This window comes from Streptomyces sp. NBC_01233, assembly GCF_035989305.1.
Taxonomy (GTDB): Bacteria; Actinomycetota; Actinomycetes; order Streptomycetales; family Streptomycetaceae; genus Streptomyces.
This window is the reverse complement of the sequence record NZ_CP108514.1, coordinates 6,398,752-6,423,591: the sequence shown is the minus strand read 5'-3', so window position 1 is coordinate 6,423,591 and position 24,840 is coordinate 6,398,752. Positions and strand designations below refer to the sequence as shown.

Here is a 24,840-nt window from a genome sequence, read left to right as displayed (position 1 = left end):
TCGAATGGGTCAATCGCCCGCCCCTGTACGGATCATCCTGACCCGACACTCGCACATGCCGGAGAAGCAACTGCCGCGCATCCGGGACACTCTGCGCATTCTGTGACGGCCCGGGGAAAGGACGCGACGCCATGTCGGAGGCTGCATCCGCCCGGAGCCGGCTGACGGCCGACCGGGCCGCCGGGATCACCCCGCTGGAACCGATGCTGAGGGCCTGGCTGCCCGCACAGCGCTGGTTCGCGGGCAAGGGCCGCACCATCAGCAGGCTCAGGACCGTCTCGGCGGCCGAGCTGCTGCCGCCGGGTTCCACCCCCGGACTGCTCCACCTGCTCCTCGACGTCGACGGGGACTGCTACCAACTGCTGCTGGGCATCCGCCCGTCCCTGCCGCCCGCGCTCGCGCCCACCCTGATCGGCCACGCCGAGGACGGCCCGTACGCCGGCCGGGCGGTCTACGAGGCGCTGGGCGACCCGCGGCTCGCGGCCATGCTGCTGGAGCGGCTGCGCTCCCCCGGGGTACTCGGCCCGCTGCGCTTCGACCGGGACCCGGCCACGCCGATCCCGGCGGGGCTCGTGCCCCGGCCGCTCTCCGGGGAGCAGACCAACTCTTCGCTGATCTACGGAGATTCGTTCATCCTGAAGGTGTTCCGCCGGGTCGGCCCCGGGGTCAACCCGGACCTGGAGCTGCCCCGGGCGCTGGCCGCGGCCGGCTGCGCCCGCGTCCCGGCGCCCGTCGCCTGGTACGAGGCCGAGCCGCCCGGGAGCGAGCCGCTGACCCTGGGCGTGCTCCAGCCGTACCTGCGCGGCTCCGACGACGGCTGGCAGCTCGCGCTGCGCCGGCTCGGCGCCGGGGCCGACTTCACCGCCGAGGCGCACGCGCTCGGCCGGGCCACCGCCGAGGTGCACAGCGCGCTCGCCTCCGCGCTGCCCACCGTCGCGCTCGGCCCGGAGCAGACCGCCCGGCTGGCGGCCGGGATGACCGCCCGGCTGGCCGCGACCGCCCGGGAGGTGCCCGCCCTGCGGCCCTACGAGGCCGGGCTGCGGGGGGCCTTCGACGCGCTGGCCGCCTCGCGGGGAGCGGGGGTGCCCGCCCAGCGGATCCACGGGGACCTCCATCTGGGTCAGACCCTGCGCACCCTCGACGGCAGCTGGTCGTTGATCGACTTCGAGGGCGAGCCGGCCCGGCCGCTGGCCGACCGGCGCCGTCCCGAACCGGCGGTGCGCGACATCGCCGGGATACTGCGCTCCTTCGACTACGCCGCCCGCTCGCACCGGCCGTTCGCCCCCGCCTGGGCGGACGACTGCCGGGCCGCCTTCTGCGAGGGATACGCCCGCACCACCGGCCGGGACCCCCGCGAGGACCCCGTGCTGCTGCGGGCGTACGAGACCGACAAGGCGGTGTACGAGGCCCGTTACGAGTCCCGGCACCGCCCCGACTGGCTGCACGTCCCGATGGCCGCGATCCGGCGGCTCTCGGAACCCTCGCGACCCGCGCACCGCGTGCCGCCGACCCCGCCCGCCCCCGGTTCCATCTCCCCGCACCCCCGCCCCAAGCCCCCGAGGAGGCCGCTCGCGTGAGCGCCGCACGACAGCCGTCACCGACCGTCCGCGACGAAGCCGCACCCGCCCCGGCGGCGGCGAAGAAGGCCCGCGCCCCCCGGGCCCGCCGCGCCGCCGCCCCTCCGCGCGGGGTCCGGCCGGCGCCCGCACTCGGCGGTGACGAACGGGCCCGGCTGCTGGAGGGCCGCCACCACGATCCGCACGGGGTGCTGGGTGCCCGTACCGCGCGGGGCGGGGTGGCCTTCCGCGTGCTGCGCCCCTACGCCAAGTCGGTCACCATCGTCGCCAAGGGGCTGCGGGCCGAGCTCTTCGACGAGGGCGACGGGCTGTTCTCCGGGCTGCTGCCACTGACCGGCGTGCCGGAGTACCGGCTGCTGGTGGCGTACGACAGCGACGAGATCGAGGTCCACGACCCGTACCGGTTCCTGCCCGCCCTCGGCGAGCTGGACCTGCACCTGATCGGCGAGGGCCGCCACGAGCAGCTGTGGACTGCGCTCGGCGCCCAGCCGATGGAGCACCAGGGCGTCGCCGGGACCCGGTTCACCGTGTGGGCGCCGAACGCCCAGGGGGTCCGGGTCTCCGGGGACTTCTCGTACTGGGACTCCGTCGCCTACCCGATGCGCTCGCTCGGCGCGAGCGGCGTGTGGGAGCTCTTCCTTCCCGGTGTGGGCGCCGGTGCGCTCTACAAGTACGACATCACGCGCCCGGACGGCAGCCACACCCTGCGCGCCGATCCGATGGCCCGGTCCGCGGAGGTCCCGCCGGCGAACGCCTCGGTGGTCACCGCCTCCGGCCACGTGTGGCAGGACGCGGAGTGGATGGCGCGGCGCGGCGAAAAGCCCCCGCACCAGGCCCCCTTCTCCGTGTACGAGCTGCACCTGGCGTCCTGGCGGCCGGGGCTCTCGTACCGGCAGCTCGCCGAGCAGCTCCCCGCGTACGTCAAGGAGCTGGGCTTCACGCACGTGGAGATGATGCCGGTCGCCGAGCACCCCTTCGGCGGCTCCTGGGGCTACCAGGTCACCGGCTTCTACGCGCCGACCTCGCGGATGGGGACCCCGGACGACTTCCGCTTCCTCGTGGACGCCCTGCACCGGGCCGGGATCGGGGTGATCGTCGACTGGGTGCCCGCGCACTTCCCGCGCGACGACTGGGCCCTCGCCGAGTTCGACGGGCGGCCGCTGTACGAACACCAGGACCCGCGCCGGGCCGCGCACCCGGACTGGGGGACGCTGGAGTTCGACTACGGCCGCAAGGAGGTCCGCAACTTCCTCGTCGCCAACGCCGTTTACTGGTGCGAGGAGTTCCACGTCGACGGGCTGCGCGTGGACGCGGTGGCCTCGATGCTCTACCTCGACTACTCGCGCAGTGAGGGCGAGTGGGCGCCGAACGAGCACGGCGGGCGGGAGAACCTGGACGCGGTGGCGCTGCTCCAGGAGATGAACGCGACCGTGTACCGGCGCTGCCCGGGGGTGGTGACGATCGCGGAGGAGTCCACGGCCTGGAACGGCGTGACGCGCCCGACGGACTCCGGCGGGCTCGGCTTCGGCCTGAAGTGGAACATGGGCTGGATGCACGACACCCTGCGCTACATGTCGAAGGAGTCAGTGCACCGCAAGTACCACCACCACGACATGACCTTCGGGATGATCTACGCCTTCAGCGAGAACTACGTGCTGCCGATCTCGCACGACGAGGTGGTGCACGGCAAGGGCTCGCTGGTGTCCAAGATGCCCGGGGAGGACTGGTGGCAGAAGCGGGCGGCCCACCGGGCCTACCTGGGCTTCATGTGGGCCCACCCGGGCAAGCAACTGCTGTTCATGGGACAGGAGTTCGCCCAGGGCTCGGAGTGGTCGGAGGTGTACGGGCCGGACTGGTGGCTGCTGGACGAGTCCTACGCGGCGGCCGGCGACCACCGGGGCGTACGCAACCTCGTGCGCGACCTGAACCGCACGTACACGGCGGCGCCCGCCCTGTGGGAGCGGGACACCGTGCCGGAGGGCTTCGCCTGGGTGGAGGCGGACGCCGCGGAGGACAACGTGTTCGCCTTCCTGCGGTACGCACAGGACGGCTCGCAGCTCCTGGCGGTGTCGAACTTCTCGCCCGTGGTCCGGCACGGCTACCGGATCGGCGTGCCGGAGGAGGTGCCGCTGTGGCGGGAGGTCCTCAACACCGACCTGCAGGTCTACGGCGGCAGCGGCGTCCACCACACCCGGCCGCTGCGGGCGGAGCCGGTGCCGGCGCAGGGCCGCCCGGCCAGCCTGCGCATGACCCTCCCGCCCCTGGCGACGGTCTGGCTCAGGCCCTAGCGGCGGCCGTCAGCGCCTCCTCCAGTTCCCGGAGGAGGCGGCGCCTGGGCCGGGCTCCGACGATCTGCTGCACGGGCTCGCCGTCACGGAAGAGGAGCAGGGTCGGCAGGGACAGCACCCCGTACCGCGTGACGGCGGCGGGGTTGCTGTCCGCGTCGATCTGCACGACCTTGAGGCGGTCGGCCTCCTCGGCGGCGACCGCGGACAGCACGGGCGCGATCCGGCGGCAGGGGCCGCACCAGTCGGCCGTGAACTCCAGGAGGACGGGCCGCCCGCGCTCCGCGATCACCTCGGCCTCGAAATCCGCGTCGGTCACTTGCGCCACACCGTGAGCCTTCATGTCCCCGCCCCTCTCATCCGTTATCCGTCATCCGGTCATCTCGCACTTCGGCACGGCCGCCTCCGCACCGGCCGGCTGCCGCGTGAGCTGCTCCCGTACGTCGGCCAGCTGGCCGATCAGTCCGTCCAGCTCGGCGAGCTTGCGCCGGTGGACGGCCAGCGAGGCGGGGCTGGGGGCACCTCCCGGCGGTAGCCGGGGGAGAGTCCCCGGCCGGGTGGCCGGCCCGCAGGCAGTCCACGAAGGGCCGGGTCTCCTCCGGCTCGAAGCCGAAGTCCTGGAGCACGCGGATCTGGCTCAGCAGCCGCAGGTCGTCCTCGTCGTAGGTCCGGTAGCCGTTGCCGGCCCGCCGTGCGGGCAGCAGCCCCCGCGACTCGTAGTACCGCAGCGTCCGGGTGTCCTTGACGCCGACGTCAAGGCAAAGGACGGGAGGGAAAGGAAGAGGTGTCCGGTTCATCTTGTGTGGAGCGTGTGACGACTCTTGCGCCGGCGGGGATTGGCTGGAACCGTACTCACATCAAAGGATCTTCGAGCTGACCGATTACCGGACAGTCGCCCGAAAACCCGACGAAAGCCCTTATCTCCATAGGACTTTCCTACGAGGTATGGGCTTGTTTGTTTGGTCCGTAGGCGCCATTGCCCGGCCACTCCTACGGTGTGCGGTGTGCACTCCAGCCCACCTTTCAATGCCCCCGCCGCGCGTCGCCTGCGCGCGGCCCTGGGCATGGCTCCCGGACATGTCGCCTACGGCCTGCGCGCCCAGTACGGACTCGTCGTCGCGCCCGAGACCGTGATGGCCTGGGAGCGTGGCGAGATATCACCCTCTTCGGTCGAGCTCACCGCCCTCGCGGGCGTCCTGTGGTGTTCGCCCGGGGAGCTGCTCGCCGAGCCGGTCACCCTGCGGGAGCACCGGATGGCCCGGGGGCTCGCCGCGGACGAACTGGCCCGGCGGATCGGCCTGGAGACGAGCTCGTACCAGAAGATGGAGGACACCGGACGCTGGAAGGGCAACGAACGGCAGTCCGCCGCCCTCGCGACGGTGCTCGGTCTGACGCTGGCCCAGTTCGTGACGGCGACCGGCAAGCAGGAGGAGCTGGCCGACCTGCTGCGCAGTGCGGTGACCACGCGCTGGCAGGCGTACGTGAAGCCGCTGGGCAAGCTGCTGCCCATCCCCAAGTCCAACCTGGAATGGGTGCTGGAGCAGCTGCACGGCGACTACCAGTCGCGGATGGTGGCGACGCTCAGCTGGGGCGGCGGCCAGGGCGAGGCCGGCAGCGGGGACGCCGGCCGGGAGTTCCTCGTCGAGATCGTGGACCGGTTCTGGCAGCTCGCGGGCGGTAGGGCGTAGGACGCGTCCGGGCTGCCGGAGCACCCCCTACGGCAGCGGCGCGTGGACCACGGTGGCCGCGCTGCCGGCGGCCGCCAGGTCGTTCCTGAGCCGGTCGGCGGTCTTCCGGTCGCCCACCAGGACGGTCGGCGGGGCCGGGCACGAGGCGATCGCGGTCTTCAGGTGGCCCAGCGAGGCCTGGTACTCCGTCTCCTCGACCGTCGCGGGTCCGCCGACCTTGACGTAGAAGACCTCGTACAGCCCGACCATGTTGCCCGCCTGGTGGGTGAGGATCTGGGCGAGGAAGGTCGACCTCAGGTTGAGGTAGGCGTCGTTGCCGTACAGGGCGATCACCGGCGAGGTGACCCCCTTCAGGTCGCGCCCGGTGAGGGCGGCGGCCGGCGGGCCGATGTCGCTGCTCCCGGCCTCGCCCCGGGCCCACTTGAGCATGGAGCTCTCGTACCAGGCCGAGGGGTGGCCCCAGCCGGAGGGCACGCCCCACTGGACGCCGCCGAACAGCGCCAGCGCCGCCGCCGCCGCGAGGCCGGAGCGCAGCAGCAGGTCCGCCCGGCGGCGCAGCGCGGTGGCCGTCGTCCCGCCGGCGGGCGGCAGCATCAGCCCGATCAGACCGAGCGAGAGCAGGGCGATCACCAGCCCGGCGGCGGTCAGCTTCTCGAAGTAGTACGAGTAGTAGCCGATGGTGTGCTTCTGCCAGGCGCCGAAGACGCCGATCACGGCGGCCGCGCCGAGGACGAGGGCCAGCACCATCCGTCCGGTGCCGGTCCGGCGGTTCACCGGGAGGGTGGCCGCGACCAGGGCCAGCAGTCCGAGCCCGATGAACACCGGGCGGTCGGGGATGACCATCGGGCCGGCCAGGTTCGAGGTCTTGGCGACGTCCAGCTTCGTGAGGACGGAGAAGACGCTGGGCAGTCCCGCCACCAGGGTGGCGCCGGCCAGTGCCGCGAGGACCGGGAGCCAGCGGCCGGCGAACCGGCGCCGGTGGACGAGCAGCACCGCGGCCAGGGCGATGCCGACGAGGGCGCCGTAGAGGTTGTAGACGTAGGTGACGGCGATCAGCCCGGCCGCCGCGACGAGGACGAACTCGGTCCGGCCCGTCGCGGGCCGCACCAGCAGGGCCAGGGCGACGGCCAGGAACAGCAGGCCGATGGTCTCGGAGTCGAAGCCCCGCTCGATCAGCTGCGCCATCGATCCGGACATCATCAGAGCGGCCACGGTGGAGCAGACCGCGGCCGCGCGCCAGCCGCGCAGGCGCGGGCCGCCGATCCAGCGGGCGGCCCAGACCAGCGCCCCGCAGAACAGCGCGTAGGCGGCCAGGACGTAGAGGAAGTACCGGTTCGTCATGGCGAGGGCGGAGCCCGCCTGGGCCGAGGACGTCACCAGGGCGTCGGTCCAGGCCAGGAGGAAGTGGGAGCCCTGCGGGTAGACCGCCTCGGACGGGGTCATCATGTACGTCCGGGCGGCGTCCTGGTGGAGGAAGGCGTAGCCGCCGACCTGCCGGATGCCGGTGAAGTACGAGAAGTGCCCCATCCGGTCCTCGGACGTGACGAAGTGGGCCAGCCGGTCGGCGGCCGACTTGCCGGCCACCGGGTGGTGGACGTAGTGCCAGACCACGGCCACGGTGCCGGCGATGAGCGCATCCGAGCCGCGCAGCCGCAGCGGGATGCGGGGCCTGCGGCGGGCCAGCCAGCCGGAGACGGAGGCGATGGTCAGCAGCAGGCCGGCCCCGGGCACGGGGGCCAGGCCCCACGGCCAGACGGAGAAGAGCAGGCCGAAGCCCATCACGGCGCCGCAGAGCAGGAAGGCCGCGACCACGAGGCGGTCGAGCAGGCCTCCGCCCACCCGGATCAGGGCGGCGATCGTCAGGACCAGGACGGGGAGGAGCGCCACGTCGAGGGCGACCGCGTGGAGCAGCAGCGGCACCGCCCAGGACGCGGCGAGGGCCGCGGCGAGGACGAACGGTCTGCGTCGTGCGGCGGGGCCGGTGGCTCCGGGTCCCGGTCGGTTCTCGACCGGTTCGGAGGTCAGGACGGCAGAGCTGGTCGCCACGGGAGTGGGGCACCTTTCCATCGAGTGCGTGCGAGCGGAGGACGGGCCCGGACACGCAGGCCCGATCCGTCCACACGACTCGGCCGACCTATCCCCCGGCCGGAATCTTAACCAGCGGGGTCCGGGGCGCGGAGCGGCCCCGGAGCACTGGTCTCCGGGGCCGTCCGGCGGGAAAGCGGGGCCGGAGGTACCGGCCGGGCGGGGGCGCGGGTACCGGCCCGGCGGGGGCGCGGGTACCGGCCGGGCGGGGGCGCGGGTACCGGCCGGGCGGGTCAGAAGACGGACTCCGCCTCGTACATGCGGTCCTCGGGGACCGTCTTCAGCTCCGTGGTCGCGGAGGCGAGCGGGGCCATCACGATGTCGGTGCCCCGCAGGGCGGTCATGTTGCCGAAGTCGCCGCGGTGGACGGCCTCGACGGCGTGCCAGCCGAAGCGGGTGGCCAGGACGCGGTCGTACGCGGTGGGCACACCGCCGCGCTGGACGTGGCCGAGGATGACGGGGCGGGCCTCCTTGCCGAGGCGGTGCTCCAGCTCGATCGCGAGGCGGTTGCCGATGCCGGCGAAGCGCTCGTGACCGTACTGGTCGATCGCGCCCTTCTCGTACGGCATGGAACCCTCGGCCGGGTGGGCGCCCTCGGCGACGCAGATGACGGCGAACTTCTTACCGCGGGAGAATCGTTCCTCCACCATCTTCACCAGGGCGTCCACCTCGAAGGGGCGCTCCGGCAGGCAGATGCCGTGGGCGCCGCCGGCCATGCCGGACTCCAGGGCGATCCAGCCCGCGTGGCGGCCCATCACCTCGACGACCATCACGCGCTGGTGCGATTCGGCGGTGGTCTTGAGGCGGTCGATGGCCTCGGTGGCGACCATGACGGCGGTGTCGAAGCCGAAGGTGCGGTCGGTGGAGGAGATGTCGTTGTCGATGGTCTTCGGCACGCCGACGACCGGCATCCCGGCGTCCGACAGCATCCGGGCGGCGGTCAGGGTGCCTTCGCCGCCGATCGGGATGAGGGCGTCGATGCCGTAGCGCGTCGCCAGCTCCCGGGCGTTCTCGGCGGCCTCGTGCAGGCGGGAGCGCTCCATGCGCGCCGAGCCGAGGATCGTGCCGCCGCGGGCGAGAATGCCGCTGACGGCATTGATGTCGAGGGGGCGGAAGTGGCCGTCGAGGAGGCCCTTGAAGCCGTCCTCGAAACCGATGACCTCGTCCCCGTGCCCGACCAGGGCGCGGTGTACGACCGACCGGATGACAGCGTTGAGGCCCGGACAGTCGCCGCCTGCGGTGAGAACTCCGATACGCATCGTGCTGTGTCTCCTGCCGTACATATGAAGGGCGTAATGGTGAAGCCTGTCCGATTGTTCCACGGGCTCGGGGTGCCGCGCGTCTTGTGCCGCTCCCCCCTCCGGGCCTTTCGACCCCCCTGGCCAGGCCCTTTCCCGGGGGGCGCCCTATCTATTGACAGAGGTATTGTCAAGGGGTCAAGCCAGACCAAACAGACATCCACAGCATGGGACGGAGTGCGGGCGTGACGCGCAGCGTGTACGTGACCGGTATCGAGCGGGGGGACGGCCGCCAGGTCGTCGAGCTGGGGATCATGGAGCTCCTGACCCGGCAGACGGGCCGGGTCGGCGTCTACCGTCCGTTGCTCCACGACGGACCGGACCTCCTCTTCGAGCTCCTGAAGGCCCGCTACCGGATCGACCAGGACTCGGCGACCGCCTTCGGGATGGACTACGAGGAGGCCTCGGCGATCCTGGCCGAGAAGGGCACCGACGAACTCGTCTCCGGGCTGGTCGACCGCTACCACCGGGTGGCCCGCGACTACGAGGTCATGCTCGTCCTCGGCACCGACTACGCGGACACCAACCTCCCGGACGAGCTGGCGCTCAACGCCCGCCTCGCCAACGAGCTGGGCGCGGTCGTCATCCCCGTCGTCGGCGGCACCAAGCACCACGCCGAGGCGGTGCGCGCCGAGGCCCGCAACGCCTACCGCGCCTACGAAACCCTGGGCTGCCACGTCGTCGCGATGGTCGTCAACCGGGTGGCCGCGGAGGACCGCGACCTCATAGCCGAGCGGCTGGCCGCCCGGCTCCCCGTGCCCTGCTACGTACTGCCGGACGACAAGTCGCTCTCCGCCCCGACCGTCGCCCAGATCACCCGGGCGCTCGGCGGCGAGGTGCTCCTCGGCGACGAGGCCGGGCTGGCCCGCGACGCCCTGGACTTCGTCTTCGGCGGCGCCATGCTGCCGAACTTCCTGAACGCCCTGACCCCCGGATGCCTGGTGGTCACCCCCGGCGACCGCTCCGACCTGGTCATCGGGGCGCTGGCCGCGCACACCTCGGGCACCCCGCCGATCGCCGGTGTGCTGCTCACCCTGAACGAGCGCCCGGGCAAGGACGTCCTGACGCTCGCCTCGAAGCTGGCCCCGGGCACGCCCGTGGTGTCGGTGGCCGGCAACAGCTTCCCGACCGCCGCCGAACTCTTCTCGCTGCAGAGCCGGCTGAACTCCGCGACCCCGCGCAAGCTGGAGACCGCGCTCGGCGTCTTCGAGCGGCACGTGAACACCGGCGAGCTGCGCGACCTGCTCTCGGTGGCCCGCTCGGAGCGGGTCACCCCGATGATGTTCGAGCACGAGCTGCTGGAGCGGGCCCGCTCCGAACGCCGCCGCGTCGTCCTGCCCGAGGGCACCGAGGAGCGCGTGCTGCGCGCCGCGGACGTGGTGCTGCGCCGGGGCGTCTGCGACCTGACCCTGCTCGGAGACGAGCAGGTGATCCTGAAGAAGGCCGGCGACCTCGGCATCGACATCTCCGGCGCGCAGATCATCGACCCGGCGACCTCCCCGATGCGGGCGGGCTTCTCCGAGTACTACGCCGAGGTCCGCGCCCACAAGGGCATGACCATCGAGCTCGCCAACGACGTGGTCACCGACGTCAATTACTTCGGCACGCTGATGGTCCAGCGGGGCCTGGCCGACGGCATGGTCTCCGGCTCGGTGCACTCCACCGCGGCGACCATCCGCCCGGCCTTCGAGATCATCAAGACCAAGCCGGAGGCGTCGATCGTCTCCTCGGTCTTCTTCATGTGCCTGGCCGACCGGGTCCTCGTCTACGGCGACTGCGCCGTCAATCCGGACCCGAACGCCGAGCAGCTCGCCGACATCGCCGTCCAGTCGGCCGCCACCGCCGCCGCCTTCGGCGTCGAGCCGCGGATCGCGATGCTCTCGTACTCGACCGGCACCTCCGGTTCGGGCGCGGACGTGGACAAGGTCCGCAAGGCCACCGAGCTCGTCCGCCAGCAGCGTCCCGACCTGCAGATCGAGGGCCCGATCCAGTACGACGCGGCCGTGGAGCCCTCGGTCGCCGCGACCAAGCTCCCCGGGTCGGAGGTGGCCGGCCGCGCGACGGTGCTGATCTTCCCCGACCTCAACACCGGCAACAACACGTACAAGGCCGTGCAGCGTTCGGCGGGCGCGGTGGCGGTCGGCCCGGTGCTCCAGGGTCTGCGCAAGCCGGTCAACGACCTCTCGCGCGGCGCGCTCGTGCAGGACATCGTCACCACCGTGGCCATCACCGCGATCCAGGCGCAGGGCGCGCCGTCGCCCGCGGCCACCGCCTGATCCCCTCCCCTCCCCTCCCCTCCCCTCCCCACCGCCCGAGACAAGGAAAGACCTCCATCGTGACCGCATCGCGCGTACTCGTCCTCAACTCCGGCTCCTCGTCGGTCAAGTACCAGCTCCTCGACATGGCGGACCGGTCCCGGCTCGCGGTCGGTCTGGTGGAGCGGATCGGCGAGGAGACCTCGCGGCTGGTGCACGAGCCGCTGACCGGCCCGGGCGCCGCCGGCGGCAAGCGCGAGCAGCTCGGCCCGATCGCGGACCACGAGGCCGCGCTGAAGGCCGTGGCCGCGGAGCTCGCCGCCGACGGGACGGGCCTGGACTCGGAAGAACTGGCGGCGGTGGGGCACCGGGTGGTGCACGGCGGGACGAAGTTCACCGAGCCGACCGTGATCGACGACGAGGTGCTGGCGGAGATCCGGAACCTGATCCCGCTGGCACCGCTGCACAACCCGGCGAACGTGACGGGCATCGAGGTGGCGCGCTCCCTGCGCGCGGACATCCCGCAGGTGGCCGTCTTCGACACCGCCTTCCACTCGACGATGCCGGAGTACGTGGCGCGGTACGCGATCGACGCCGCGACGGCCGACGCGTACTCCATCCGGCGGTACGGCTTCCACGGAACCTCCCACGCCTACGTCTCCCGGGCGACGGCCGCGCTGCTCGGCAGGCCGGTGGAGGACGTGAACGTGATCGTGCTGCACCTGGGCAACGGCGCCTCCGCCTCCGCGGTGCGGGGCGGGGTGTGTGTGGAGACGTCCATGGGCCTGACCCCGCTGGAGGGGCTGGTCATGGGGACCCGTTCGGGCGATCTCGATCCGGCGGTCGTCTTCCACCTGGCGCGGGTGGGTGGCCTCTCGGTGGATGAGATCGATTCGCTCCTGAACAAGAAGAGCGGTCTGCTGGGCATGTGCGGCGACAACGACATGCGCGAGGTGCTCCGGCGGGCGGGCGAGGGCGACGAGGCGGCGAGCCTCGCCTTCGCCGCGTACGTCCACCGGCTGAAGAAGTACATCGGCGCCTACTCGGCGGTCCTGGGGCGGGTGGACGCGGTGGCGTTCACCGCCGGGGTCGGCGAGAACGCCCACCAGGTCCGCGAGGCCGCGCTGGACGGCCTGGCCGAGCTGGGCCTGGCGCTGGACCTGCAGGCCAATGCCGTGCGCTCCGGCGAGCCGCGGCTGGTCTCGGCGGAGTACGCCCGGGTGGCCGTGGCGGTGGTCCCGACGGATGAGGAACTGGAGATCGCCACCCAGGCGTATGCGCTGGTTACTCGATAGTCACTTGGACTTTCCACCAGTCGGAATATTCCGCTACGAAACAAACCGATAGGATCCAGTCATGCGCCGTTCCAAAATCGTCTGCACGCTGGGCCCCGCCGTCGACTCGTATGAGCAGCTGAAAGCGCTCATCGAGGCAGGTATGAACGTGGCCCGATTCAACTTCAGCCACGGATCCCAGGCAGAACACCAGGAGCGGTACGACCGCGTCCGGCAGGTCTCCGAGGACACCGGGCGCGCCGTTGGCGTCCTCGCCGACCTCCAGGGCCCGAAGATCCGTCTGGAGACCTTCGCCGAGGGTCCCGTCGAGCTGGTGCGCGGTGACGAGTTCACCATCACCACCGAGGACGTCCCGGGTGACAAGTCCATCTGCGGCACCACCTACAAGGGTCTCCCGGGCGACGTCGCCAAGAGTGACCAGATCCTGATCAACGACGGCAACGTCGAGCTCCGGGTGACCGAGGTCGAGGGCCCCCGGGTCAAGACCATCGTCATCGAGGGCGGTGTCATCTCGGACCACAAGGGCATCAACCTGCCGGGTGCCGCCGTGAACGTCCCCGCCCTGTCGGAGAAGGACGTCGACGACCTCCGCTTCGCCCTGCGGATGGGCTGCGACATGGTCGCCCTGTCCTTCGTCCGCGACGCCAACGACGTCAAGGACGTCCACAAGGTGATGGACGAGGAGGGACGCCGGGTCCCCGTCATCGCCAAGGTGGAGAAGCCGCAGGCCGTCGAGAACATGGCGGCCGTGGTCGACGCCTTCGACGCGGTCATGGTGGCCCGTGGCGACCTGGCCGTCGAGTACCCGCTCGAGAAGGTCCCGATGGTCCAGAAGCGGCTCATCGAGATGTGCCGCCGCAACGCCAAGCCGGTGATCGTCGCGACCCAGATGATGGAGTCGATGATCACCAACTCCCGCCCGACCCGCGCGGAGGCCTCCGACGTCGCCAACGCGATCCTCGACGGCGCGGACGCGGTCATGCTGTCCGCCGAGTCCTCGGTGGGCGCCTACCCGATCGAGACCGTCAAGACGATGTCGAAGATCGTCACGGCGGCCGAGGAGGAGCTCCTCGCCAAGGGCCTGCAGCCGCTGGTCCCGGGCAAGAAGCCCCGTACCCAGGGCGGCGCCGTCGCCCGCGCGGCCTGCGAGATCGCGGAGTTCCTCGACGGGAAGGCCCTCATCGCCTTCACCCAGTCCGGGGACACCGCCCGCCGCCTGTCGCGCTACCGCTCCACGCAGCCGATCCTGGCCTTCACCACGGACGTCAACACCCGCAACCAGCTCTCGCTGAGCTGGGGCGTCGAGTCGTACGTCGTCCCGCACGTGGACAACACCGACGCGATGGTCGACCTGGTGGACGGCGAGCTGCTCAAGCTCGGCCGCTACAACGAGGGTGACACCGTGATCATCACCGCCGGCTCGCCCCCCGGTGTCCCGGGCACGACCAACATGGTCCGGGTCCACCACCTGGGCGGCGGCGCCCGCGACTGAGTCCCCCGGCCACCGCTGGGAGGTTCCTTCACCGCACCGCCTGAAGCCTGAACTCTGCCGCACAGAGACCGAGGGCGGCACCGCGGATCCGATCGGGATCCGGGGTGCCGCCCTCGGTGTGTTCCAGGTGACCGCTGCCGTACGGGACTACTCCGGCGGTCCGATGTAGTTCTTCAGGCCCGGGACGGTCAGGGTGCCGCCGAACTGGCCGGCCTGGACGACCTTGACGTCCGTGAAGAACGCGAAGGGGACGTTCAGGGGCGGCGGGCTGTTCGGGGTGAACTCGATCGGGATCAGTCCGAACAGGTTCCCCTTGAGGCTCTCGGTGTACATCGTCACCGTGCCGCCGCGGATCTTGGACGTGGAGCCCGGACGCGACTTCAGGTGGGCGACGTTCCCGTCCTTGCCGACCGTCTGGTACAGGTCCTTGATGTCCAGCGAGTCCGCGGTGAACTTCAGGACCTTCTTGATCTTGCCGCTGCCGGTCTTCACCTCGACGATGCCGTGGTAGTCCAGGCCGTAGAGGGTCAGCAGCGAGCTGTCGAGGTACCAGGGCTCGTCCGGCAGGAGCGGGATGCCCTGCTCCAGCTCGGCGTCGGCCAGCGCCTTGGCGTCGTGGGTCGGGCAGGGGAAGGGTTCCTTCCCGTCCGGGTCCTTCGACTCCTCGGGCTTGGCCTCGTCCTCGTCCTTGTCCTTGTTCTCCCGCTCGCCCGCCTTGCCCGTCTCGTCCTTCGGGGTCTTCGCGGTGTCCTTGACCTCGTCGGACAGCTCCGAGACGTCGACGCCCGCCTGCTTCGCCGCGTCGCGGATCGCGTCCGCGGCCGGGTCCGGGGTCGGCTTGGCGGTCGTGGACGGCGTGGGGGTGGGCGTCGGGGTGGGTGTCGCCTGGCCGTCCTTGAGGGGCCGGCCGAGCTCGTCGAAGAGGCCCTTGAGCGCGTCGCCGACACCCAGCGGGTCCAGCGGGTTCGTGCTCTTGGTCGGCGTCGGGGTGGCGGCCGGGGCCGCCTCCTGCTTCGCCGGGGGCGTGGTCGCCGACGGCGAGGCGCTCGTCGTCGGCTTGGGCTTCGCTGCTGCGGACGCGGACGGCGAGGGCGTCGCACTGGGCGAGGCGCTCGGCGAAGGCGTCGTCGACGGCGTCGGGGACGGCGACTTCGACTCGGTCTCCGCGGGTTCGTCGGACCGCGTGACGCACGGCCCGGGCGCGAAGGGGATCTCCTTGTCGTCGGCCACGGCCAGCTTCGGCGCCATGCCCATCCCGACGAACACGGCCGTCGGCATCGCCGCGAGCGCCATCGTCTTGCCGACGGGTATCTGGATCTTGTTCAGCAGCGACTTCCTGGGTGCCGCGTGGCGCGGCCCCTTGCTCTCACGGGACTCTGCGCCTGGGGCCAGGCCCCGCTGCGTCTCGTCACCCCGCACTGTTCCTCCCGCCATCGGCGTGGGCAGTCGTCTCGCTCGCGTGTGCCGGCGTTTCCGTTTCGCGCTGTCCCGGGAAGCCCTGGGGGCCCGCCATCGCCTCCGCCTTGCCCATGTCCAGCGCGCCCTGACGCTGCCCGACCGGCTCCTCGTCCGCCGGCTGCCCGGGGACCCAGGCCAGCGCGAGCGCGCCGCCGATCAGGGCGGGTACGAAGCCCAGCCCGAAGCCGCCGAGGTTGGACACCGGCAGCGAGACCAGGGCCAGCAGGATCGAGGCGACGCCGGCGAAGACCCGGATGGCCTGCTGGAACCAGAGAGCCAGGCCCAGCGTGATCAGCAGTACACCGATGATCAGCGCCCCGGCGCCGCCGGTGGTGGCCATCGCGAGGCTGAGGTTGCCGAGCCGGAGGTCCGCGTACGGGAAGTACGCGATGGGGAAGCCGCTGACGAACGTGAACAGCCCGGCCCAGAAGGGACGGCGCCCGCGCCAGGCGTGGAAGTGATACCACGCCACGGTGAGCCAGGCGTCGTCTTCAGCGCGAACGTAAACGGGGGCCTGGGGGTTCATGGACAACAGCTCCCTGGAAACGGTGGTACGGAAAACTCGGTGGAGCCCGGACGGGCGGGCGGCGACGTGCGCCGCCGACCGCCCCTCCGGTCACTCGCCTGGACGGATCAGTTCGCGTCCTGGTAGCACGGCTGGTCGCCGCCGAGCAGGCGCAGCTTCAGGTCGGGAAGCTTGAAGGTTCCCGCCGTCGTCGCCCACGCCTTCTGGCGCACGTTCGTCAGGATCGCCTTGTCGGCGCGCTGCGAGAACGCGTACGGGCTGGCGACCGTGCCGGCCTGCGGCTTGGTCTTGTGGCTCGCGTCGCCGACGGCGACGCCGATGTCCAGGTTCTTGAACTCGGCGTCGGTGTCGAGCTCGGCAACATCCAGGTAGATGTTGTCGGCGACGGCCGGCTTGCCCTTGTGGCCGGTGCGCAGCTGCAGCGTGATGTTGCCCAGCGGCGTCGGGGTCACCAGTGACTGGCACATGTTGGTGATCTCGGCGTGGCTGAACCCGGAGATGGTGACCGGGTGGTGCTGCGCGTTGCCCTTGAGGTCATGCCCCTCGGCGATACCGCCGTACTGAATGAGGTTGTCACCGTCGAGCTTGTCGGCCGAGACCTTGAAGTCCTGGCCGGAGACGCTGAAGGACGCCGCGAGGGCACCCTGCGCCAGACCCACACCGACCGCGGCCGTGGCCGCGATGCTCGGCACCATGACGAGCGCGAAGCGCTTCCATCTGGTCCCGCCACGAACCTGAGAACTCATTTCGTTCCTCCTTCTCGGACGTACATCTCCGGTCCGGGCCGTGCCCGTCCTGGGATGGGAGAAGTGCTACGTCCTCGGGAAGGAGCGCAGGCGGCCGGGCCGCGGCTGTGCCACGTCCGAAACACCGGCGATCACCCCCGAGCGACAACCACTGGGCCACGCGTTCGCGCAACCTGGAGGACAGGCCCCGCCGGTGTGGCAGAGACCCCCCTGTCCCACGGCCGGTGCCACTGCCACAGGCCGGCTCGGTGGGGACCCTTCACCGCGGCTCCGAGTGAGCGGCTCTGCGGGAAGGACCGAGCGTCGCCGATCGTGGTCCATTCCCGGCCGGGGCACAAGGGGGTTCGTTACTGGCGGGTAACGGCCAGATAACCTGGATGCGACCTGTCGCGGTCGGGTAGCAACACAGGGTGTCACCCAGGGCCACGACAGAACGGGGGAATGGCGAACACACCGGACAGTTCACGGGGTTCGATTTACTGCGAGTAACAGCGGCCGCGATTGCCAAGTTTTGGCAAAGCGCGGCCGCTGTTTATCTACGTGTCAACAAATCGTCGGCCGCCCGGAGCGGGCCGGAGCGGGCCTAGAAGAGCACCCGGGCGAGCGCCGTACGCGCCGCGGACACCCGCGGGTCGTCGGCGCCGATGACCTCGAACAGCTCCAGCAGCCGCAGCCGTACGGCGTCCCGGTCCTCACCGAACGTGACGCGCACGGTGTCCACCAGGCGACCGAAGGCGTCCTCCACGTGACCGCCGACCAGGTCGAGGTCGGCCGCGGCGATCTGCGCGGCCGGGTCCTTCGGGTTCTCGGCCGCCGCGGTGCGCACCGCCTGCGGGTTCATGTCCTGGACACGGGCGAGCAGCTCGGCCTGGGCCAGGCCCAGCTTGGCCTCGATGTTGGCCGGGTCGTCCGCGAGTACGTTCTTGTACGCCTGCACCGCGCCGCCCAGGTCACCGGCGTCCAGCGCCGCGACGGCCGCCTCCAGCAGCGCGTCGTACGGGCCGGCCGGGGTCTCGGCCGCGGCGGCCGGAGCGGCGCCTTCCGCGTTCGGGTCCACCTCGATGCCGATGATCCCGAAGCGCTCCTCGGCGGCCTGCACCAGCTGGGCCAGGGTCTCGCGGATCTGCTGCTCGGGGGCCACGCCCTGGAAGAGCGGCAGCACCTGGCCGGCGATCACGGCGAAGACGGCCGGGATGCCCTGGATCTGGAACTGCTGCATCAGCATCTGGTTGGCGTCGACGTCCACCTTGGCCAGCACGAGCCGGCCGTTCGCCTCGACGGTCAGACGCTCCAGCAGCGGGCTGAGCTGCTTGCAGGGCTGGCACCACTCGGCCCAGAAGTCCAGGATGACCGGAACCTCGGCGGAGAGCTGGAGCACATCGCGTTCAAAGCCGGCCTCGTCTACGTCGATGACGAGCGCGGACGGCGGTACCGCACCGGCGGACGGGCCCGCCCCGCCACCCTGGCCGGCCTGGCGTGCCGCTTCGGCTCGGGCCTGCTCGGCCTTGGCCTTGGCATCACCGGCCGCCTTCACCGCGGCGAGGTCGACGACGCCGCTCATGGACATGTTTCTGGGCTGCATGCGTACATCCTCCCCCGTGTGCGCGCGCCGACGAAAAAGATCGCGTGAATTGGCCGTACCGGCCGTCTGTCGCGATCGTGATGCTGGTCGTGTTGCTGGTCGTGTTGCCGTGCGGCACCGGGTCCCCACCTGGCGCCTGTAGCCGTTCGCGTGGTTGTCGCTCTTACGCTACGAGCCGTAGCGTAACTCTCCGGGAGGCCGTCCGGGCCCTTCCGCGTCCCGTGATCTGAACCACAGCGGCCGCCTCGGCTACCGACGGGTATGGTCTCGGCCATGCGCAACCCCAGCCCCGGCCGCACCGGTCGCCCCCGCAGCGCGACCGCGGACGCCGCCATCCTCGCCGCGACCCGGGACGCGCTGGTCGAGCTGGGCTGGTCGAAGCTGACGATGGGCGACGTCTCGGCCCGCGCGGGGGTCGCCAAGACCACCCTCTACCGGCGGTGGGCGGGCAAGAACGAGCTGGTCGTCGACGCGGTGGCGGAGCTCTTCGACGCGCTCGAACTCCCCGACCGGGGGTCCCTCGAAGCCGACATCGAGAACGTGGTCCTGCAGTTCGCGGCGCTGCTGCGGCGTCCGGAAGCCCGTACCGCCCTGATGGCGGTCGTCGCCGAGTCCACCCGGGACGAGGCCCTGCGCGACCGGATCCGGTCCGCGATCGTGGACCGGCAGAAACGTCTCGTCGTACTGGGTCGCGAACGGGCCCAGGCCCGCGGCGAACTCCCGTACGAGGAGGACGAGTCCCTCGCGGGCCGCACCACGGACCTGATCTTCGACGTGATCGCGGGCACGGTGGTGCACCGCGCCCTGGTGAGCTCCGAGCCCGTGGACGAGCTCTGGGTGGCCACCTTCACGGCCCTGCTGATGCACGGCCTGCGCGGGCCGGCGCCGGCCTGAGCCCGCCTCAGCGGGGCCCCGCCCGGCGGATCCGCCCGTACAGCTCCTCGGACCGGGAGTTGTGGCCGGGCCAGGGCCGCAGCCGGCCCGGCCAGGTCGCCCAGCGCAGGGCGTCCGCCTCCTCGGCGGGCCGCAGTCCGGCCGCGACGAGGGCGGCCCGGGCGGCTTCCGCCCCGGCCGTCCGGTAGCCGATGTCCCAGGCGTCCGCCTCGTACACGCCCCCGTCCGTGAGCAGTACGGCGGCCGCGACCCCGTCCAGACCCAGCTCGATCCCCGCCCGCACGGCCGGGAGGAACTCCGCCGGCAGCCGCTTGTCCGGGACCAGGTTCACCAGCTCCGTCCGGCCGTCCGGGCCGGGCGGCTCGAAGTCGGCCGCGAGGTGGGCGCAGTAGCCCCCGCAGCCGCCCTTGTTCATCACCACGCGTGCGCTGACGCCCCGTACGGGGACAGGAAGGCCGGTCATGGCGCCACCGTAGGGGCTCCATGACCGGCCGGTCCCCGAGGGGTGTCCTGCCGGGCGGGCTCAGAAGCCCGGCGGCTCCGTGTACGTGCCCCATTCGTCGCGCAGGACGTTGCAGATCTCGCCCAGCGTGGCCTCGGCCCGTACCGCGTCCAGCATGGCCGGGATCATGTTCGACCCGTCGCGGGCGGCGTCGAGCATGGCCTTCAGGGAGGCGGTGACCTCGGCGTCGTCGCGCCGCGCCTTGCGCGCCGTCAGTTCCCGTACCTGGACGGTCTCCACCTCGTGGCTGACCCGCAGGATCTCCAGGTCCCCGGTGACCGACCCGTGGTGGACGTTGACGCCGACGACCCGCTTGTCACCCTTCTCCAGGGACCGCTGGTACTGGAAGGCCGACTCGGCGATCTCCCCGGTGAACCAGCCGTCCTCGATGCCGCGCAGGATGCCCGAGGTGATCGGCCCGATGGGGTGCCGGCCGTCGGGGTGGGCGCGCAGGCCGCGCTCCTTGATCTGCTCGAAGATCTTCTCGGCGTCGGCCTCGATGCGGTCGGTGAGCTGCTCCACGAACCAGGAACCGCCCAGCGGGTCCGCCACGTTGGCGACGCCGGTCTCCTCCATCAGCACCTGCTGGGTGCGCAGGGCGATCTCGGCCGCCTGCTCGCTCGGCAGGGCGAGGGTCTCGTCGAGGGCGTTGGTGTGCAGGGAGTTGGTGCCGCCGAGGACGGCCGCGAGGGCCTCCACCGCGGTGCGCACGACGTTGTTGTACGGCTGCTGCGCGGTCAGGGAGACGCCGGCGGTCTGCGTGTGGAAGCGCAGCCACATCGACTTCTCGCTCTTCGCCCCGTAGACCTCCTTCATCCAGCGCGCCCAGATGCGGCGGGCGGCGCGGAACTTGGCGATCTCCTCGAAGAAGTCGAGGTGCGCGTCGAAGAAGAAGGAGAGCCCGGGCGCGAAGGCGTCCACGTCCATGCCGCGCGAGAGTCCGAGCTCCACGTACCCGAAACCGTCGGCGAGGGTGTAGGCGAGCTCCTGCGCGGCCGTGGCCCCGGCCTCGCGGATGTGGTAGCCGGAGACGGAGAGCGGCTTGTAGGCCGGGATGCCCTTCGTGCAGTACTCCATCAGGTCGCCGATGAGGCGCAGGTGCGGCTCGGGCTCGAAGAGCCACTCCTTCTGGGCGATGTACTCCTTGAAGATGTCCGTCTGGAGCGTGCCGTTGAGGACGGCGGGGTCCACGCCCTGCCGCTCGGCGGCGACCAGGTACATGCAGAAGGCGGGCACGGCCGGGCCCGAGATCGTCATCGAGGTCGTGACGTCACCGAGCGGGATGTCCTTGAACAGGACCTCCATGTCGGCGGCGGAGTCTATGGCGACGCCGCAGTGGCCCACCTCTCCGAGGGCGCGGGGGTCGTCGGAGTCGCGCCCCATGAGGGTCGGCATGTCGAAGGCGACGGAGAGCCCGCCGCCGCCGGCGGCCAGGATCATCTTGTAGCGCTCGTTGGTCTGCTCGGCGTTCCCGAATCCGGCGAACTGACGGATGGTCCAGGTCCGCCCGCGGTAGCCGGTGGCGTGGAGCCCGCGGGTGTACGGGTACTCCCCCGGCCACCCGATGCGCTCGAACCCCTCGTAGGCGTCGCCGGGCCGGGGCCCGTACACGGGGTCGACGTCATCTCCGGAGAGCGTCGTGAAATCGGCCTCGCGCTTGCGGGCCTTGTCGTACCGGGCCTGCCAGCGACGGCGGCCCTCCTCGATGGCGTCAGCATCCATACCCATGAATTTACTAGGACGTCCTAGTAAATGTCGATGGGCAACCCCCCGGGGAGTCGCCCCGGGGGTGGGTGACGTTCGCCTCGTATCAGGCCTCGGCGGTCGCGAGCGAGTCGCTGACCAGCGGTTCCACCTCGGCGCGGACCTTGCGCTCGACGAAGAAGGCGGCCAGCGGAATCGTGCCCGACACGAGCACCCAGAGCAGCTTGCCGAAGGACCACTTGGCCTTGGAGCCCAGGTCGAAGGCGAAGACCAGGTAGACCATGAAGAGGACGCCGTGGGCCTGCGAGACCGCGAAGGTCAGGCCGGCGCCGGTGTCGAAGCCGTACTTCGCCACCATGCAGGCACAAAGGATCAGGAGCATGACCGCGGTCACGTAGGCCATGACGCGGTAGCGGGTCAGCACGCTTCGTTTCATGCGGACGAGCCTAACCGTCCGTTTTGCTCGATCTTGACGCGGCCCCGGGGATCGCGGGACGTGCCTCGGATCCGCCCCGGGGCTCCTCAGGACTCGTCGAAGTCCGCGGCGGCCACCCGCAGCGGGCGCAGCAGCGCGAAGATCTCCGCGCACTCCTCGGCGTCGTAGGCGCCGAGGCCGAAGTCGATCGCCATCAGGTCCTTCGTGGCCGCCTCGACGACCTCGCGGCCCTTCTCGGTGATGGAGGCGAGGGTGCCGCGGCCGTCGTTCGGGTTGGGCCGCTTGTCGACGAGCCCGGACTTCACCAGCCGGTCCACGGTGTTCGTCACCGACGTCGGGTGGACCATCAGCCGCTCGCCGATCTTCGACATCGGCAGTTCCCCGGCCTTGGAGAAGGTGAGCAGCACCAGGGCCTCGTACCGCGCGAAGGTCAGCCCGTAGGGCTTGACGACCGCGTCGACCTCGCCGAGGAGGATCTGGTGCGCGCGCATGATCGAGGTGATCGCGGCCATCGAGGGCACGGGCCCCCAGCGCTGCTGCCAGAGCTCGTCGGCGCGGGCGATGGGGTCGAAGGGAAGGCTGAGCGGCTTGGGCACGGGTCCGACCCTACCGGGAGGTCACTTCGCGGCGAGGGGCGTCTCATCCTTCAGTCCTTCCTCCTGGCGGGCGGCTGCCCGGAGTTCGGCGAGGAGCAGCAGGACGACGGCCGTGCCGAGGATCCCGGATCCGGTGACGACCGCGTGCACCGGCAGGAATTCTGCGGCCAGGCCCGCCAGGGCCATGCCCACCCCCTGGAGGGTCATCAGGCCGGTGCTGAGCAGGGTCATCGCACGTCCGCGCAGCTCGTCGGGCACGGCGTCGACGTACCACTGGTCCAGCCCGAGGGTGTAGGCGTGGGCGAGGCCGGCGAGCAGCAGCGCGGCCAGGACGAGGGGCGCGCCCGGCCGGGCGGCGAAGAGGAGGAGCGGCAGCAGACCGGCGGCGGCGAGCGGGGCCACGATCCGCGATCGCGTTCGGGCGGTGAGTGCGGAGCCGGCCCAGAGTTCGCCGACGATGGTGCCGACGGGCATCGCGCACATCAGCAGCCCGAGGACGGCGGGGCCGGCGCCGATGCCGTCGGCGTACGGGGCGAGCAGCGCCTCGGGGACGACGATGAAGACCGGCGGCAGCCAGAACAGCAGGGTGAGCGCGCGCAGCCGGCGCCGGCCGAGGACGGCGCGCATCCCGGCGAGCGGGGAGGTGCGGGTCCTCGTGCGGGCGGGCCGGCTGCGGGTGCCGAGGCGCAGCAGCAGCGCGGAACCGAGGAATCCGGCAGCGGTGAGGGCGATGGCCCCGCTCGGCGCGAGCAGGGTGAGCAGCAGCCCGCCGAGGCCGAAGCCGACGAGCTGGGCGCTCTGGGCCACCATGCGCAGCAGCGAGCGGCCCAGGACGAAGGTGTCGCCGGGGCCGAGGATGTCGGCGAGGGAGGCGTTGCGCGTGCCCTGGAAGAGCGGCGCCACGAAGGCCATCGCGCAGCGCAGGGCGAGGAGCACGGCGACGGGGGTGCCCGGCAGGATCATGGCCGTCGCGCAGACCGCGCAGACCAGGTCGCACACGACGAGCACCCGCCGGGCGGGGTGGCGGTCGGCGATCCCGGCGAGCAGGGTCCCGCCGAGGGCGTAAGGGAGGAAGCCCAGGGCGAAGGTGAGCGCGCTCATCAGGGGTGAGCCGGTGGCACGGTAGACGAGCACGGTGAGGGAGATCTCGGCGACGACGACACCGAGCACGGACATCAGGTGCGCGGCGAAGACGGGGCGGAACTCGCGAGTCCGGAAGACGGAGCGGTAGCCCGGCGACGGCGTGGACCGCCCGGGCTCCTGGGTGTGGGCTGGCATGGGCCCAGCGTCCGCGCGGTGGGCGCGGCGCCCCAGAGATTCGTCCGTGCCCGAATATTGAGCCCGAATATCGAGGGCGGAGACCTGTGAGGAAAGGGGCCGGGATGGGCCTGCACCATCGGTTCGGGCACCGGGACCTGCTGCGGTGCCGGTTCGCGCTGTCCCCCGCGTGGGAGACACAGGAGGCGGTCCGCACCCTGGGCCGCCCGGACCGGCAGGGCTACCACCTGCCCTGGCTGCAGCGGATCCGCGCCGCCGCCGACGGGCTGGACCTGCGGCCGCTGTGGCTTCTGATGCCGCGCCGGGGGCACAGTACGGACTTCATCAGCCCGCCGCCGGGCGGACCCGGCGTCACCTTCGAGGAGGAGCTCGCCCTGATCCGCGCGGCCGATCCGGCCGCAGCGCGCGAGGACATGCGCAAGGCCCTGGCCTGCACGCCGGGCGCGCTCGACAGCGAAGCGGGCCGGGCCCTGCTCGCCGATCCGGCGCGGGCGGTGCACGATCTGGCCGATCTGCTGGAGCAGGCCTGGAGCGTCCTGATCAAACCGCACTGGCCGCGGCTGCGGGCCCTGCTGGAAGCGGACATCCTCTTCCACACGCGCCGCCTCGCCGCCGGCGGGCTGGATTCGCTCTTCGACGGTCTGCACCCGGACCTCCGCTGGGACGCCGCCTCCCTCACCCTGACCATCGAGCGGCCCGGCAGTCACCACGAGCGCGTCCTGGGCGGCCAGGGCCTCCTCCTCATGCCGAGCGCCTTCATCTGGCCGGGTATCGCGGGCGGCTTCGACCCGCCCTGGCAGCCGACCGTGGTCTACCCGGCCCGCGGAATCGGCGCCCTGTGGACCCCCGTACGGGAGGACACCCCGGCCGCGCTCGCCCGCCTGCTCGGCCCGGCCCGGGCCGACGTGCTGTGCGCGTTGGACGAGCCGTCCTCCACGACGGCGCTGGCCCACCGGCTCGGCCTGGCCCCGTCCACGGTCTCGGCCCATCTGGGGATCCTGCACGCGGCGGGCCTGCTCATCTCCGCCCGCCACGGCCACCAGGTCCTCTACGAGCGCACGCCCCTGGCCATCGCCCTCGCGACCGGTGACCCCACGGTGTCGTAAGAGGACGACAACTGACCGTTATGTCACGATATCCCGG

The 24,840-nt window shown here is 71.7% G+C and carries 20 protein-coding genes and 1 pseudogene; 8 read left to right on the top strand and 13 right to left on the bottom strand.

What is annotated here, in order from left to right:
* The first annotated feature begins 131 nt into the window (after window positions 1–131).
* Both OG332_RS30770 and glgB read left to right on the top strand, forming a co-directional pair.
* Window positions 132–1,577 (top strand): maltokinase N-terminal cap-like domain-containing protein, encoded by a 1,446-nt coding sequence (locus OG332_RS30770; protein WP_327416516.1) that lies wholly within the window; start codon window positions 132–134, stop codon window positions 1,575–1,577.
* Window positions 1,574–3,865 carry a 1,4-alpha-glucan branching enzyme gene (gene glgB / locus OG332_RS30765; RefSeq protein ID WP_327416515.1) on the top strand — a complete coding sequence of 764 codons (2,292 nt, stop codon included), beginning with the start codon at window positions 1,574–1,576 and terminating at the stop codon, window positions 3,863–3,865. Before OG332_RS30770 ends, glgB begins: the two co-directional genes overlap by 4 nt.
* On the opposite strand, the gene OG332_RS30760 is transcribed toward glgB, so the two are convergent.
* Together OG332_RS30760 and OG332_RS30755 are read right to left on the bottom strand one after the other, a co-directional pair.
* The gene (locus tag OG332_RS30760) at window positions 3,855–4,205 is read right to left on the bottom strand and encodes a thioredoxin family protein (protein WP_327416514.1); all 351 of its coding nucleotides are present in this window, start codon (window positions 4,203–4,205) and stop codon (window positions 3,855–3,857) included. The genes glgB and OG332_RS30760 overlap by 11 nt on opposite strands.
* Before the next feature lie 27 nt (window positions 4,206–4,232).
* Window positions 4,233–4,659: pseudogene (locus OG332_RS30755) on the bottom strand (MerR family transcriptional regulator).
* A 267-nt stretch (window positions 4,660–4,926) separates the two neighbouring features.
* Here OG332_RS30755 and OG332_RS30750 point away from each other — a divergent pair.
* A complete protein-coding gene (locus tag OG332_RS30750) occupies window positions 4,927–5,550 on the top strand; it encodes a helix-turn-helix domain-containing protein (RefSeq protein WP_442816384.1) in 624 nt (207 codons plus the stop codon).
* Window positions 5,551–5,577: 27 nt separating this feature from the next.
* Here OG332_RS30750 and OG332_RS30745 read toward each other — a convergent pair whose 3' ends face one another.
* Together OG332_RS30745 and OG332_RS30740 are read right to left on the bottom strand one after the other, a co-directional pair.
* Window positions 5,578–7,596, bottom strand: a complete 2,019-nt coding sequence (locus OG332_RS30745) for a hypothetical protein (protein WP_327416512.1) — start codon at window positions 7,594–7,596, stop codon at window positions 5,578–5,580.
* A 272-nt stretch (window positions 7,597–7,868) separates the two neighbouring features.
* Complete coding sequence (locus tag OG332_RS30740; RefSeq protein ID WP_327416511.1) at window positions 7,869–8,894, bottom strand: ATP-dependent 6-phosphofructokinase; 1,026 nt, start codon at window positions 8,892–8,894, stop codon at window positions 7,869–7,871.
* Between the two features lie 224 nt (window positions 8,895–9,118).
* On the opposite strand from OG332_RS30740, the gene pta reads away from it, so the two are divergent.
* The 3 genes from pta to pyk all read left to right on the top strand — a co-directional run bounded on the left by pta (window position 9,119) and on the right by pyk (window position 13,975).
* Window positions 9,119–11,209 (top strand): phosphate acetyltransferase, encoded by a 2,091-nt coding sequence (gene pta / locus OG332_RS30735; RefSeq protein WP_327416510.1) that lies wholly within the window; start codon window positions 9,119–9,121, stop codon window positions 11,207–11,209.
* Between the two features lie 59 nt (window positions 11,210–11,268).
* Window positions 11,269–12,483: an acetate kinase gene (locus tag OG332_RS30730; protein ID WP_327416509.1), complete on the top strand. Its 1,215-nt coding sequence runs from the start codon at window positions 11,269–11,271 to the stop codon at window positions 12,481–12,483.
* Between the two features lie 61 nt (window positions 12,484–12,544).
* Window positions 12,545–13,975 carry a pyruvate kinase gene (gene pyk / locus OG332_RS30725; protein ID WP_327416508.1) on the top strand — a complete coding sequence of 477 codons (1,431 nt, stop codon included), beginning with the start codon at window positions 12,545–12,547 and terminating at the stop codon, window positions 13,973–13,975.
* A gap of 147 nt (window positions 13,976–14,122) precedes the next feature.
* Here the strand turns inward: pyk and OG332_RS30720 are convergent, their stop codons facing one another.
* The 4 genes from OG332_RS30720 to OG332_RS30705 all read right to left on the bottom strand — a co-directional run bounded on the left by OG332_RS30720 (window position 14,123) and on the right by OG332_RS30705 (window position 18,287).
* Window positions 14,123–15,394 carry a hypothetical protein gene (locus tag OG332_RS30720; RefSeq protein ID WP_327416507.1) on the bottom strand — a complete coding sequence of 424 codons (1,272 nt, stop codon included), beginning with the start codon at window positions 15,392–15,394 and terminating at the stop codon, window positions 14,123–14,125.
* Window positions 15,384–15,959: a DUF6114 domain-containing protein gene (locus OG332_RS30715; RefSeq protein ID WP_327416506.1), complete on the bottom strand. Its 576-nt coding sequence runs from the start codon at window positions 15,957–15,959 to the stop codon at window positions 15,384–15,386. Before OG332_RS30715 ends, OG332_RS30720 begins: the two co-directional genes overlap by 11 nt.
* Before the next feature lie 107 nt (window positions 15,960–16,066).
* Entirely contained in the window at window positions 16,067–16,705 is a 639-nt protein-coding gene (locus tag OG332_RS30710) for a DUF6230 family protein (RefSeq protein WP_327416505.1), read from the bottom strand.
* A 583-nt stretch (window positions 16,706–17,288) separates the two neighbouring features.
* Window positions 17,289–18,287: a tetratricopeptide repeat protein gene (locus OG332_RS30705; protein WP_327416504.1), complete on the bottom strand. Its 999-nt coding sequence runs from the start codon at window positions 18,285–18,287 to the stop codon at window positions 17,289–17,291.
* A 273-nt stretch (window positions 18,288–18,560) separates the two neighbouring features.
* Here OG332_RS30705 and OG332_RS30700 point away from each other — a divergent pair, with 273 nt between their 5' ends.
* Window positions 18,561–19,181 carry a TetR/AcrR family transcriptional regulator gene (locus tag OG332_RS30700; protein WP_327416503.1) on the top strand — a complete coding sequence of 207 codons (621 nt, stop codon included), beginning with the start codon at window positions 18,561–18,563 and terminating at the stop codon, window positions 19,179–19,181.
* A 7-nt stretch (window positions 19,182–19,188) separates the two neighbouring features.
* Here OG332_RS30700 and OG332_RS30695 read toward each other — a convergent pair whose 3' ends face one another.
* From OG332_RS30695 to OG332_RS30675, 5 genes are all read right to left on the bottom strand, one after another.
* Window positions 19,189–19,644 (bottom strand): hypothetical protein, encoded by a 456-nt coding sequence (locus OG332_RS30695; protein ID WP_327416502.1) that lies wholly within the window; start codon window positions 19,642–19,644, stop codon window positions 19,189–19,191.
* A gap of 60 nt (window positions 19,645–19,704) precedes the next feature.
* Entirely contained in the window at window positions 19,705–21,405 is a 1,701-nt protein-coding gene (locus OG332_RS30690) for an acyl-CoA mutase large subunit family protein (protein ID WP_327416501.1), read from the bottom strand.
* Window positions 21,406–21,493: 88 nt separating this feature from the next.
* Window positions 21,494–21,823 carry a DUF3817 domain-containing protein gene (locus OG332_RS30685; protein WP_327416500.1) on the bottom strand — a complete coding sequence of 110 codons (330 nt, stop codon included), beginning with the start codon at window positions 21,821–21,823 and terminating at the stop codon, window positions 21,494–21,496.
* A gap of 86 nt (window positions 21,824–21,909) precedes the next feature.
* Entirely contained in the window at window positions 21,910–22,419 is a 510-nt protein-coding gene (locus OG332_RS30680) for a MarR family winged helix-turn-helix transcriptional regulator (RefSeq protein WP_319728205.1), read from the bottom strand.
* 21 nt (window positions 22,420–22,440) lie between these two features.
* A complete protein-coding gene (locus OG332_RS30675; protein WP_327416499.1) occupies window positions 22,441–23,697 on the bottom strand; it encodes an MFS transporter in 1,257 nt (418 codons plus the stop codon).
* 104 nt (window positions 23,698–23,801) lie between these two features.
* Between OG332_RS30675 and OG332_RS30670 the strand changes: the two genes are divergently transcribed.
* Complete coding sequence (locus OG332_RS30670) at window positions 23,802–24,803, top strand: ArsR/SmtB family transcription factor (protein WP_327416498.1); 1,002 nt, start codon at window positions 23,802–23,804, stop codon at window positions 24,801–24,803.
* Window positions 24,804–24,840: the final 37 nt, after the last annotated feature.